This window comes from Ruegeria sp. CL6 (assembly GCF_056536465.1).
In genome coordinates this window covers 47,097-59,617 of sequence record NZ_JBQFPR010000003.1, presented here as the reverse complement: position 1 = coordinate 59,617, position 12,521 = coordinate 47,097, and the positions used below count along the sequence as shown (strand labels likewise).

At 58.1% G+C, this 12,521-nt stretch carries 12 protein-coding genes; 7 read left to right on the top strand and 5 right to left on the bottom strand.

What is annotated here, in order from left to right; genetic code table 11:
- The first annotated feature begins 56 nt into the window (after positions 1 to 56).
- Together ACR0LH_RS09865 and msrA are read left to right on the top strand one after the other, a co-directional pair.
- Positions 57 to 338 carry an SCP2 sterol-binding domain-containing protein gene (locus tag ACR0LH_RS09865; protein WP_170412675.1) on the top strand — a complete coding sequence of 94 codons (282 nt, stop codon included), beginning with the start codon at positions 57 to 59 and terminating at the stop codon, positions 336 to 338.
- Between the two features lie 88 nt (positions 339 to 426).
- Positions 427 to 1,098, top strand: a complete 672-nt coding sequence (msrA, locus tag ACR0LH_RS09860; protein WP_480720768.1) for a peptide-methionine (S)-S-oxide reductase MsrA — start codon at positions 427 to 429, stop codon at positions 1,096 to 1,098.
- Here msrA and ACR0LH_RS09855 read toward each other — a convergent pair.
- Positions 1,095 to 1,964 carry a ribokinase gene (locus tag ACR0LH_RS09855; RefSeq protein ID WP_480720767.1) on the bottom strand — a complete coding sequence of 290 codons (870 nt, stop codon included), beginning with the start codon at positions 1,962 to 1,964 and terminating at the stop codon, positions 1,095 to 1,097. The genes msrA and ACR0LH_RS09855 overlap by 4 nt on opposite strands.
- Positions 1,965 to 1,967: 3 nt before the next feature.
- Positions 1,968 to 4,223, bottom strand: coding sequence for an NADP-dependent malic enzyme (locus tag ACR0LH_RS09850; protein WP_170564498.1), 2,256 nt, complete (start codon positions 4,221 to 4,223; stop codon positions 1,968 to 1,970).
- A 161-nt stretch (positions 4,224 to 4,384) separates the two neighbouring features.
- On the opposite strand from ACR0LH_RS09850, the gene mutS reads away from it, so the two are divergent.
- Positions 4,385 to 7,000 (top strand): DNA mismatch repair protein MutS, encoded by a 2,616-nt coding sequence (gene mutS, locus ACR0LH_RS09845; protein ID WP_480721163.1) that lies wholly within the window; start codon positions 4,385 to 4,387, stop codon positions 6,998 to 7,000.
- Positions 7,001 to 7,058: 58 nt separating this feature from the next.
- Here the strand turns inward: mutS and ACR0LH_RS09840 are convergent, their stop codons facing one another.
- Together ACR0LH_RS09840 and hrcA are read right to left on the bottom strand one after the other, a co-directional pair.
- Positions 7,059 to 7,622 (bottom strand): nucleotide exchange factor GrpE, encoded by a 564-nt coding sequence (locus ACR0LH_RS09840; protein ID WP_170386960.1) that lies wholly within the window; start codon positions 7,620 to 7,622, stop codon positions 7,059 to 7,061.
- 10 nt (positions 7,623 to 7,632) lie between these two features.
- The gene (hrcA, locus tag ACR0LH_RS09835; protein WP_480720765.1) at positions 7,633 to 8,697 is read right to left on the bottom strand and encodes a heat-inducible transcriptional repressor HrcA; all 1,065 of its coding nucleotides are present in this window, start codon (positions 8,695 to 8,697) and stop codon (positions 7,633 to 7,635) included.
- A 112-nt stretch (positions 8,698 to 8,809) separates the two neighbouring features.
- Between hrcA and rph the strand changes: the two genes are divergently transcribed.
- Genes rph through ACR0LH_RS09815 form a run of 4 tightly spaced genes read left to right on the top strand, consistent with a single transcriptional unit; the run spans position 8,810 to position 11,635 of the window.
- The gene (gene rph, locus ACR0LH_RS09830) at positions 8,810 to 9,523 is read left to right on the top strand and encodes a ribonuclease PH (protein WP_170602129.1); all 714 of its coding nucleotides are present in this window, start codon (positions 8,810 to 8,812) and stop codon (positions 9,521 to 9,523) included.
- Positions 9,520 to 10,134, top strand: a complete 615-nt coding sequence (gene rdgB, locus ACR0LH_RS09825) for an RdgB/HAM1 family non-canonical purine NTP pyrophosphatase (protein WP_170620924.1) — start codon at positions 9,520 to 9,522, stop codon at positions 10,132 to 10,134. Before rph ends, rdgB begins: the two co-directional genes overlap by 4 nt.
- Positions 10,124 to 11,278, top strand: coding sequence for a radical SAM family heme chaperone HemW (hemW, locus tag ACR0LH_RS09820; protein ID WP_480720764.1), 1,155 nt, complete (start codon positions 10,124 to 10,126; stop codon positions 11,276 to 11,278). The genes rdgB and hemW overlap by 11 nt, the downstream gene beginning before the upstream one ends.
- A gap of 3 nt (positions 11,279 to 11,281) precedes the next feature.
- Positions 11,282 to 11,635: a YbaN family protein gene (locus ACR0LH_RS09815; protein WP_480720763.1), complete on the top strand. Its 354-nt coding sequence runs from the start codon at positions 11,282 to 11,284 to the stop codon at positions 11,633 to 11,635.
- On the opposite strand, the gene ACR0LH_RS09810 is transcribed toward ACR0LH_RS09815, so the two are convergent.
- Positions 11,625 to 12,518 carry a ParB/RepB/Spo0J family partition protein gene (locus ACR0LH_RS09810; protein ID WP_480720762.1) on the bottom strand — a complete coding sequence of 298 codons (894 nt, stop codon included), beginning with the start codon at positions 12,516 to 12,518 and terminating at the stop codon, positions 11,625 to 11,627. The two genes, ACR0LH_RS09815 and ACR0LH_RS09810, sit on opposite strands and share 11 nt — an antisense overlap.
- Positions 12,519 to 12,521 lie beyond the last annotated feature (3 nt).

The following is a 12,521-nucleotide window of genomic DNA, read 5'->3' as shown; positions in this document are numbered from 1 at the left end:
TCCTTGCTTGGTTAACCTGTTTAGCTTTACGCACAGGTCAACCAAGGAGAAATACCATGATGCAATCTATTGCAGACGACATTCAGAAAAACCTGGTTGGCAAGAGCTTTGAGGGTTCGTTGAAATTCGATTGTGGCGATGACGGCGTGATCGTGCTGTCCGACAATCAGGCCACCACCCAGGATCAGGACACCGACTGCACTATCCGCATCTCGCAGAAGAACCTGACCAAGCTGCTGACCGGCAAACTGAACCCTATGACGGGCGTGGCTTTGGGCAAGCTCAAGATTTCGGGAAATATGGGCGTTGCGATGAAACTGGGGCAGTTGCTGGGATAAACTCCTCTCACCAGCGCGTGACAAACGATGTCAGGTGATTGCGCAGGGCGAAAAGACAGGGCAGCCTGATCTTGGAAGGAGACCTGCCATGACCCGCATCGCTTATCTCGACTACGTCAAACCGACGCTTCTGTTTGTCTTGATCGCAATTGCTGCACTGTTGCGCGCAACCCCGGCACCCGCCGCTGGAACTGAAACCCTAACAGTGGCTGGCGGGTGTTTTTGGTGCGTCGAATCCGACTTTGAATCCGTGAAGGGCGTGACAGGGGCAGTTTCCGGATATACCGGCGGCACCACTGCAAGCCCGACCTACGATCAAGTCACAAAAGGTGGTACAGGTCACTACGAGGCCGTTCAGATCACCTTTGACCCATCGGTCGTTTCCCGTGAAACGCTGTTGAACCTCTTCTTCCGCTCGGTCGATCCTACCGATGCAGGCGGTCAGTTCTGCGATCGGGGCGACAGCTACAGAACCGCGATTTTCGTCTCTAACGCAGGCGAAAAAGCATCTGCTGAGCAGGCCAAAGCCGATGCACAACATGCGCTGGGGCAGGCTGTAGTTACTCCGATCCTGCAGGCGGGCGCGTTTTACCCAGCCGAGGCGTATCATCAGGATTACTACAAGGGGTCCAAGCTGGTTCTCACGCGGTTTGGCCCCAAACGTCAGCACAGCGCATACAAGGCATACCGCAAAGCCTGCGGTCGGGACGCCCGAGTGAAACAGCTTTGGGGAAGCGACGCGCCGTTTGCCGGATCCTAGTCGAACTGCGCGTCCCGGACCTCTTTCAAATCCGGGATGACATCGGCTGTACCGTGCCGCGTGACCATCAGGGCCGCGGCACGATTTGCTTGTGAAATCGCCTGCGCCATCGGCATCCCACGATCCATCCCGGCCAGAACATAGCCGGTGAACGTGTCCCCCGCGCCGGTCGTATCCACAGCCTGAACTTTGTGGGCCGGGAAATCCGACGTCGCGGCGCGATGATAGTATCGCGCACCTTTCGAGCCCAGAGTGACGATCACATGCTCGACCTTCAAATCCGTGACCGATTGGCCAGTGGCCTGAAGCAGTTGTTCGGCCTCAACCTCGTTCAGGATCAGGAAATCCAGATAGGGCAGCACGGCCTGCACCGCCTTGGCCTGAAACGGTGCTGCGGCATAGCAGACGGTCAAACCCATCTCGCGCCCCATCTTCGCGGCCTCAACCTGCAGGTTGGTTTCGTTCTGCATCACCAGCAAGTCACCCTGCGAGGCTGAAGACAGCGCCTGCCCCAACTGATAGGTTGATATTGCGTGGTTCGCCCCCTGAAACAGGATAATGTTGTTCTCACCCTTGGAATCCACGGCGATGATGGCGTGGCCTGTCGGCACATCGACCAGAGCGATACGGCGCGTATCCACGCCATATTCCGTCAAACGATCCAGCGCCCAGCGCCCGTCCGACCCCACGGCCCCGATATGGGCCACCTGCGCGCCAGCTCGGGCCGCGGCCACGGACATGTTCGCCCCTTTGCCGCCCAGAAAGCGATCCAAACGGTTGGCCGAGAGCGTCTCCCCCGGCCCGGGAAGGTGCGGCACGTCGTAAATCATGTCCGCGTTGATCGAGCCGAGGTTCCAGATCGTCATGGCTTATCCAATGTCACAAGACGCCAAAATAGCCATGTTCAGGATGTCATTCGCCGTCGAAACGGTCGAACAAATCTGGATCGGCTTATCGACACCCGACAGGATCGGGCCGATGACTGTCGCACCGCCCATTTCCTGCATCAGCTTGGTCGAGATCGACGCCGAGTGGCGCGCAGGTACGATCAGGATATTCGCAGGCCCCGTCAGACGCTGGAACGGATAGCTGGCCTGCTGATCGACATTCAGGGCAACATCCACGGTCATCTCGCCCTCATATTCAAAATCAACGCCGCGCTGATCCAGAACCGCAGGTGCGCGGTGCATTTTTTCAGCCCGTTCCGACACCGGATAGCCAAAGGTCGAAAAGCTGACGAAGGCCACGCGCGGATCAAGCCCCATGTGGCGTGCAACGGCAGCCGAGCGTTCGGCGATAGTGGCCAGATCATTCTCATCGGGCCATTCATGGACCAGCGTATCGCCGATCAGTACGATCCGCCCCTTGTGCAACAACGCCGTCACGCCAGCCGCACCATGTGCTGCGTCCGCATCGAACACGTGATTGATCCGGTCCAGAACATGCGCCGATTTGCGCGTGGCCCCGGTCACAAGACCATCGCCATGCCCATGCGCCAGCATCAGCGAGGAAAACACGTGACGGTCCCGCGCCGCAAGGCGGTGAATGTCCTTGCGGTCGAAACCCTTACGCTGAAGCCGCTCGTACAGGAAGTTCGAGTAGGTATCGAGATGCGCAGTGTTGGCGGCGTTGACCACCTCAAGCTCGCGCACGGCATCGCCCAGACCGGCCTCTTCCAGCTTGGCCTTCACGTCATCGGGGCGCCCCACAACCAGCGCCTTGCCAAAGCCCGAGCGTTGATAGGTGACAGCGGCACGCAACACACGGGGATCGTCGCCCTCGGCAAAGATCATCCGGCTTTGGGCCTGACGCGCACGGGCGTTCAGACCACGCAGGATGCTGGCGGTCGGGTCCATGCGGGATTTTAGGCTCAGCTCGTATGCATCCATGTCGATGATCGGACGGCGCGCGGCACCGGTATCCATCCCGGCCTTGGCAACGGCAGGCGGAATACGGTGGATCAGACGCGGATCGAACGGGGTGGGGATGATATAGTCGCGACCAAAGGTCAGCGACTTGCCATACGCCATCGCGACCTCATCCGGCACATCTTCGCGCGCCAGACGTGCCAACGCGTGGGCACAGGCGATTTTCATCTCATCATTGATCGCCCGTGCGTGGATATCCAACGCACCGCGGAACAGGTAGGGGAAGCCCAGCACGTTGTTCACTTGGTTCGGATAATCACTGCGGCCCGTGGCGACAATGGCATCTACACGAACTTCGTGTGCTTCTTCCGGGGTAATCTCGGGGTCGGGGTTGGCCATGGCGAAAATCACCGGGTTGTCAGCCATCGACTTAACCATCTCTTGGGTAACGGCCCCCTTGACCGACACGCCCAGAAAGACATCCGCGCCCTTCATGGCGTCTTCCAGAGTGCGCAGATCAGTGGTGATGGCGTGGGCCGATTTCCACTGGTTCATCCCCTCGGTCCGGCCCTGATAGATCACTCCCTTAGTGTCGCACACGATGCAATTGTCGTGCTGCGCGCCCATCGCCTTGAGCAATTCGATACAGGCGATCCCCGCAGCACCCGCACCATTGAGAACGATCTTCACGTCCTCGATCTTCTTGCCCGAGATATGCAGCGCATTGATCAGACCCGCCGCGCAGATTACCGCCGTGCCGTGCTGGTCGTCATGGAAGACGGGGATGTCCATCTCTTCCTTCAGGCGCTGTTCGATGATGAAACATTCGGGCGCCTTGATGTCTTCCAGATTGATGCCGCCAAAGGTCGGCCCCATCAGTCGCACGGCGCGACAAAACTCATCCGGGTCTTCGGTGTCCAACTCGATATCGATCGAATTTATGTCGGCGAAGCGCTTGAACAGGACGGACTTTCCTTCCATCACAGGCTTCGAGCCCAGCGCGCCCAGATTGCCAAGCCCCAAAACAGCCGTCCCGTTCGAGATCACGGCGACCAGATTGCCCTTGTTGGTATAGTCATAGGCGGTCTCGGGCGCTTCGGCGATGGCTTCGCAAGGAACGGCCACACCAGGGCTGTAGGCCAGCGACAGATCGCGCTGCGTGGTCATGGGAACGGTGGCCTGCACCTCCCACTTGCCGGGGGTGGGGTCCAGATGAAAGGCCAGTGCCTCTTCTTTGGTGATTTTCGTTTTGGGCATCTTGTCGGTCGTTTCCATGAATTCGGGGCTGATGCGTCATAACGCAGGCAGGGCTGCGCCTCAACGACAATACGTTTTCACCTTTCGTCGCGGATGGGGGATTTGTAAGGTCGCGACCGGAATACGCCAGAAGGGGGCCGCTTTTGTCCACAGTCACGCCGATGATGGCGCAATATCTTGAAATCAAAGAGGCCCACGCAGACGCCCTGCTGTTCTACCGCATGGGTGATTTCTACGAGATGTTTTTTCAGGACGCTGTGAACGCGGCCGAGGCGCTGGACATCGCCTTGACCAAGCGCGGTAAGCACAATGGAGAGGACATCCCCATGTGCGGCGTGCCGGTCCATTCGGCCGAGGGGTATCTGCTGGCCCTGATCCGCAAAGGGTTCCGCGTCGCCGTCTGCGAACAGATGGAAAGCCCGGCTGAGGCGAAGAAAAGAGGCTCTAAATCGGTGGTTCGGCGCGATGTAGTGCGTCTGGTGACGCCGGGTACACTGACCGAAGATGCGCTGCTAGAGGCCCGCCGCCACAACTTTCTGGCCGCTTACGCCGAGGTTCGGGATGAGGCTGCTTTGGCCTGGGCCGATATCTCGACAGGTGCGTTTCACGTGATGCCTCTGACGTCCGTGCGCCTCAGCCCCGAACTGGCGCGGCTAGCCCCGTCCGAGCTGATTGTGGGCGACGGGATGGAGCAGGCGTTGAACGAGACGGTGCGCGATCTAGGGATTTCCCTAACCCCGATCGGACGCGCCAGTTTCGACAGCACAGCAGCGGAAAAGCGTATCTGCGGGCTGTTTCACGTTGGCGCCTTGGATGCGTTCGGATCATTTGGCCGGGCCGAAGTGTCGGCCATGGGCGCGCTGATCGACTATCTTGAGATCACGCAAAAGGGCAAACTGCCGCTGCTGCAAACGCCACTGAAGGAATCCGAGGATCGCGTGGTGCAGATCGACGCCGCCACGCGCCGCAACCTGGAGCTGACCCAGTCTCTGTCTGGTGGCCGCGCCGGATCACTGCTGTCGGTGGTTGATCGCACTGTTACGCCGGGTGGCGCACGGCTGCTGGAACAACGCCTGTCCAGCCCGTCGCGCAATCTGGATGTCATCCACGCCCGGCTGGATGCGGTGAGTTTCGCCGCTGAGGATAGCCTGATCACCTCGGACCTGCGAGAGGCGCTGCGCAAGACCCCCGATCTAGACCGTGCTCTGTCACGCCTATCGCTCGAGCGCGGCGGCCCACGCGATCTGGCCGCCATCCGAAATGGACTGACACAGGCATCGACAATCGCTGAATTGTGCGAAAGTCAGGATCTTCCTGTCCTGTTGGCGACCGCAGTGCAGAACCTTGTCGGCTTTGATGATCTGCTGAACCTTTTGGACGAAGCCCTCGTCGCTGAACCACCCTTGCTGGCCCGTGACGGCGGCTTTATCGCGCCCGGTTTCGACACAGAACTAGATGAGGCCCGCACCCTGCGCGACGAAGGCCGCTCGGTCATCGCGGGCTTTCAGCAGAAATACGCAGAACACACCGGCATCACTTCGTTGAAGATCAAGCACAACAACGTGTTGGGCTATTTCATCGAAACCACGTCCACCCATGCCGAAAAAATGCTGAACCCGCCATTCAGTGAAACCTACATCCACCGCCAGACCACCGCCAATCAAGTGCGGTTTACCACCGTGGAATTGTCTGAGATCGAAACCCGCATCCTAAATGCGGGCAATCTGGCGCTGGAGATCGAAAAACGGCTCTATCAAAGGCTTTCTGGCGAAATTCTAGCCCTCGCCGCCCGCCTGAATCAGGCCGCCCGAGGGCTGGCCGAGCTTGACCTGACCACAGCACTCGCTGATCTGGCGCGCGGAGAAAACTGGTGCCGCCCGCAGGTAGACAATTCGCGTGCGTTCGACGTAAAAGGTGGTCGCCACCCGGTGGTCGAACACGCACTGCGTCAGCAATCGGGCGACGCCTTCATCGCCAATGACTGCGATCTGAGCGCGGATCAAGGCGCGGCGATCTGGTTGCTGACCGGCCCCAACATGGCAGGTAAATCTACCTTTCTCCGCCAGAACGCCCTGATCGCGCTATTGGCGCAAATGGGCGGCTATGTCCCGGCTGAGCAGGCTCATATCGGCATCGTCAGCCAACTGTTCAGCCGTGTCGGAGCGTCGGACGATCTGGCCCGCGGGCGATCAACCTTCATGGTCGAGATGGTTGAAACCGCCGCGATCCTGAACCAGGCCGATGATCGCGCTCTGGTCATTCTGGACGAAATCGGGCGGGGAACGGCCACCTATGACGGCCTGTCGATCGCCTGGGCCACGCTGGAACATCTTCACGCCGCAAACCAATGCCGCGCGCTGTTCGCCACCCACTACCATGAACTCACCGCTTTGGCGGGCAAGCTGGAAGGTGTCGAAAACGCCACCGTCGCCGTCAAGGAATGGGAGGGCGAGGTCATCTTTCTGCACGAGGTCCACAAAGGTGCCGCCGACCGCTCCTATGGTGTTCAGGTCGCGCAATTGGCCGGGCTTCCCGTGTCCGTGGTCGACCGCGCCCGCGTTGTTCTGGACCAATTGGAAAAAACGGAACGCGAAGGCGGCAAACAAAAGGCTCTGATCGACGACCTGCCCCTGTTTTCCGCCGCGCCGCCGCCTCCGCCCTCCGCGCCCAAGGCGTCCCCGCTTGCGGACATGCTGGACGAAATTCTACCAGATGAACTGACACCCCGAGAAGCGCTCGACCTGATCTACAAACTGAAAGAGGCGGCCAAATCCTGACCGCCCCTTCTTCTGTTCAAAAATACTTCCGCCGGAGGCTTGGCCTCGCAGAGGCCAATCAGCTTGCAGGTGTCGAAGACACACCCACCTGTGCCGGACGAAGCAACCGGTCATGCAGCATGAAGCCTTCGGCGGACACCTGAATAATATCACCGGCACGGGTGCCGGGAACAGGAGCCTCGAACATGGCTTCGTGGAGATTTGGATCAAACCGGTCTCCGACTTCCGGGGTAATCACTCGAATCCCGTGTTTTTGGAATACGTCCTTTAGGGCACGCATGGTCAGTTCAACCCCTTCCAGAAGTCCGGCGGCAACCTCTTTCTGCTCGTCTGTTGCTGCCTCCAGAGCGCGCTTCATATTGTCGTAAACCGGCAACATATCCCGAGCCAGTTTCGATCCGCCATACTGTTCGGCATCACGACGCGCCTTGTCACCGCGTTTGCGCGCGTTTTCGGCATCTGCCAGCGCGCGCATGAACTTGTCCTTGAACTCGTCTCGCTCAGCACGCAGCGCTTCAAGCTCTAGCTCTTCTTCGCTGATCTCAGCAAATTCTTCCGCCAATTCTTCCGCTTCGGCGGTTGCGATATCGTCCAGGAAATCTTCGTTTTTGGGTTCTGCCATCTCTTACCCTCTAGCTCCGGTCGGAAATCAGCTTGCCGACCAGTTGCGCCGTATAATCCACGATCGGTACGATCCGTCCATAATTCAGTCGCGTAGGTCCGATAACCCCGACCGCACCGATTATCTTTCGATCAGCGTTCATATATGGAGACACCACCAAAGAGGAACCCGAAAGTGAGAAAAGTTTGTTCTCAGAACCAATAAAAATGCGAACGCCTTCACCTTCTTCGGTTAATTCCAAAAATTCGGCAATATCGCGCTTACGTTCCAGATCGTCAAACAAAGTGCGAATGCGATCCAGTTCCTCTTCCTGACCTGAGTCGCCCAACAGATTCGCGCGTCCACGCACGATCAGCCGGGCGGAGTCTCCGCCGTCTCCGTCCCAGGCCGCCATACCGCTTTCGACCATCTCGCGGGCCAGCACGTCGATCTCTTGCTTGCGGGCGGTGATCTGTGTTTGCATCTGGCGCCTGACCTCGCCAAGCGTCCTCCCTTCGATCAAAGCGTTAAGGAAGTTCGCGGCTTCGCGCATGGAACTGGGCGTTTGCCCCGGAGGAGGTGTAAACAGGCGATTTTCCACATGCCCATCCGCAAATACCAGAACGACCAGCGCGCGGTCATGGGCCAGTGAAACAAATTCGATATGCTTGATCTCGGACTCTTGCTTGGGTGTCAAAACCAAAGACGCGCCATGCGACACGTGTGACAAAGCCGATCCCACCCGGTCCAGCATCCCGCCCACATCGCCTGCGTTAGAGCCTAAAGTCTCATCCAGCTTTTGCCGATCATCCGCCCCCAGATCGCCGACCTCAAGCAATCCATCGACAAACATCCGCAACCCCTGCTGCGTCGGAATCCGACCCGCAGAAACATGCGGACTGTCCAGCAATCCCAGAAACTCCAGGTCCTGCATCACGTTGCGTACCGTCGCAGCGCTGACTTTTTCCGACAGGGTGCGTGTCAGGGTCCGGCTGCCCACCGGCTCACCGCTTTCCAGATAGCTTTCGACGATCAACCGAAACACCTCACGCGACCGGTCGTTCATCTCGTTAAGAATTTTGCTTGCTTCGCTCATCGGCGGTCCCCTGCTGGGTCGTCATTAAATCGCAGGCAAATGAAAGGTCAATCGGGGTTGCATCGTAACGCCACGGGGCGGTATCCCCAACCCAGCAAACAAAGGATTTTCCATGCGACCCTCAGGACGTGATCTAAACGAAATGCGCGCCGTTTCAATCGAGACGGGCTTTACCAAACATGCCGAAGGTTCCTGCCTGATCAAAATGGGCGACACCCATGTGCTGTGTACCGCCACGATCGAGGATCGCGTGCCACCCTTCATCAAGGGCTCGGGCCTGGGTTGGGTGACGGCGGAATACGGCATGCTGCCCCGCGCAACCAACACCCGGATGCGGCGCGAGGCCGCCAGCGGCAAGCAAGGTGGCCGGACCGTGGAAATCCAACGCCTGATCGGTCGCGCCCTGCGCGCCGGTGTGGATCGTGTCGCGTTGGGCGAGCGCCAGATCACCGTGGACTGCGATGTCATTCAGGCCGATGGCGGCACCCGCTGCGCCTCGATCACCGGAGGTTGGGTTGCGCTGCGTCTGGCGGTGAACAAGCTGATGAAAGCGGGCGATGTGATCTCTGACCCGCTGGTCGATCCGGTGGCCGCCGTATCTTGTGGCATTTATGCCGGTCAGCCTGTGCTGGACCTAGACTACCCTGAAGACAGTGAGGCTGGCGTCGATGGTAACTTTATCATGACCGGATCGGGCAAGCTGATCGAAGTACAGATGAGCGCCGAAGGCTCGGTCTTTAGCCGGGCGCAAATGGATCAACTGATGAATCTGGCCGAAAAAGGCGTCGGCGAACTGGCAGCCGCGCAAAAGGCCGCCACCGCATGACCCGCAAGTTCGACGGCGACAGGCTACTGGTGGCCACGCATAACAAAGGCAAGCTCGAGGAGATGGCGCATCTTCTCGAACCCTTTGGTGTAACCGTTGTCGGCGCAGGCGAGATGAACCTGCCCGAACCGGAAGAGACCGAGGATACTTTCGTCGGCAACGCCCGGATCAAGGCTCATGCCGCGGCCAAGGCCACCGGACTGCCTGCCCTGTCGGACGATTCCGGGATTACGATTGATGCGCTGGACGGTGCACCCGGCGTTTACACGGCAGATTGGGCGGAAACCGGCAATGGCCGTGATTTCCTGATGGCAATGACCCGCGCGCATGATGAGCTGGAAGCAAAAGACGCAGCCCACCCCCGAACGGCCCAGTTTCGGTGCACTCTGGTATTGGCCTGGCCCGATGGACATGACGAAGTGTTCGAGGGCATCGCCCCCGGCCACCTTGTCTGGCCGATCCGGGGTAAGGATGGGTTCGGCTATGACCCGATGTTTGTCCCCGACGGGCATGACATTACCTTTGCCGAAATGGATCGCTGGGAAAAGAACAAGATCAGCCATCGCGGTCGCGCGGTGGAGATGTTCGTGAAAGGCTGCTTTGGCGGATGATTGGCGCAACGGGGGCTTTGGCCTGTATGTGCATTGGCCCTTTTGCGAGGCCAAGTGCCCCTATTGCGACTTTAACAGCCATGTGTCTAAAAATATCGACCAAAAACAATGGCTTAACAGTTATCTAGACGAACTGCGCCGCTCTGCTTTGGGCACGCCAGATCGGGTGCTGAATACGATCTTTTTTGGTGGCGGCACACCCTCTCTAATGCACCCGGACACCGTCGCTGCCATTATTGATGAGACCCGCAGCCTGTGGCGGCCTGCTAATGACATGGAAATCACGCTTGAGGCCAATCCCGGCTCGGTCGAGACTGGACGGTTTGCCGCCTATCGCGTCGCGGGGGTGAACCGGATCTCGATGGGTGTGCAAGCGCTGAATGACGACGATCTGCGCCGATTGGGTCGAATCCACACAGTCGCCGAAGCGCGGGCTGCGTATGATATCGCCAGAGCCTGTTTCGACAGGGTCAGCTTTGACTTGATCTACGCCCGCCAGCATCAAACCCTGGCCGCTTGGCGCGCTGAACTGTCTGACGCCTTATCAATGGCCGTTGACCATTTGTCTTTGTACCAACTGACCATCGAGGAAGGCACCGCATTCGGCGACAGATACGCCGTTGGAAAGCTGCGTGGTCTGCCCGAGGATGATAGCGCCGCTGATATGTACCTTGCCACGCAAGAAATCTGCGAAGCGCATGGCTTACCTGCTTACGAAGTTTCCAATCACGCCCGTCCCGGAGCGGAATCTCAACACAACCTGATTTACTGGCGCTACGGTGACTATGTTGGAATTGGCCCCGGCGCACATGGTCGTATCACCCGCGACGGAAAGAAGCTGGCAACCGAAACCTACTTATCTCCGAACAGGTGGCTACAAGCCGTCGATCAAGGTAGCGGAGAAAAGGAACGAACTGAGCTTTCTGCGCAGGATCAGGCCAATGAATACCTTATGATGGGGTTAAGGGTATCAGAAGGTCTAGATATTGATCGGTTTAATTCTTTATCCGGCCAGCCTTTGCCAAAAACCAAGCTGGAACATCTGACCGATATCGGCATGATTGAACAGAAAGACGGGCGCTTGATCGCCACACAAGACGGGCGCGCTGTATTGAACTCGGTCATCCGGGAACTTTTGGGTTAGCGGATGCAATATCTCTGGGCAGCATTGGGATTATTGAGCGTTGCCCTTGCGGTGGTCGGTATTGCTTTGCCTTTACTTCCCACAGTCCCTTTCCTGCTGCTGGCTGCGTTTTTCTTCGCTCGGTCGTCATCCCGCCTGCACAACTGGCTTATCACTCATAAAACCTTTGGCCCAATGATCTTGGATTGGCAGAACTCCGGCGCCATACGCCCAAAAGCAAAAAAGGCAGCAACCCTCTCGATTGCCGCCGTTTTTGGAATTTCAGTTCTTATCCAAGTGCCCAATCACGTGCTAATCATTCAGGCGATTGTATTAGGTGGTGTGATGACCTTTATCTGGACCCGTCCTAACGGCTGAGCTTTGCGCACAGGTCATCAAGTTGATCCAGGTTTTCATAGGTTAGAACAACCTGCCCTGACTCTGTCCCGGCCTTGTGATTGATCGCCACCTTCATAGCCAGAATCGCAGAAAGATCCTTTTCCAACGCGCGTGTGTCTGCGTCTTTTCCTGCATTCAGATTTCGGGATTTCGGCACGGATTTAACAGGATCGGCCTGCTCTTTCTTCACAAGCGCTTCAGTCGCCCGAACGGAAAGACCGTCCTGCACAACAAATTTCGCCAATTCAGAGGGGTTTTCCGCTGTGATCAATGCGCGCGCGTGTCCAGCCGACAGCTTACCTTCGACGACAAGTTGCTGCACATCCATCGGTAGGGAAAGCAAACGCAGAAGGTTTGCAATATGGCTGCGGCTTTTGCCCAAGGCTTCGGCCAGCTTTTCCTGCGTGTGTCCGAAACGATCCATAAGCTGCTTGTAGCCGGCCGCTTCTTCAACAGCATTCAGGTCAGCACGTTGAATATTCTCGATAATCGCGACTTCCAGCACTTCGGTATCGTCGAAATCACGAACAATGACGGGAATATCATGCAGTTGCGCCATTTGCGCTGCACGCCAGCGGCGCTCACCCGCGACAATCTCATAATCGCCTTCCGCTATCTCGCGGACGATCAGAGGTTGGATGATCCCTTTTTCCTTAACCGACGCCGCAAGTTCATCCAGTTGGTCGCGCGAAAAGGTGCGGCGCGGCTGGTTTGGGTTCGCGTGCAGCTTTTCAATCGGAACTTTCATATCCGGGCGGCGAGGTTCTGACGGTCTAAGCCCTTCTGTCTCTTGCGTGACATCCGCCATCAAAGCAGACAGGCCGCGACCCAATCCCCTGGGTTTTGATTTCTTAGCTGCCACTGG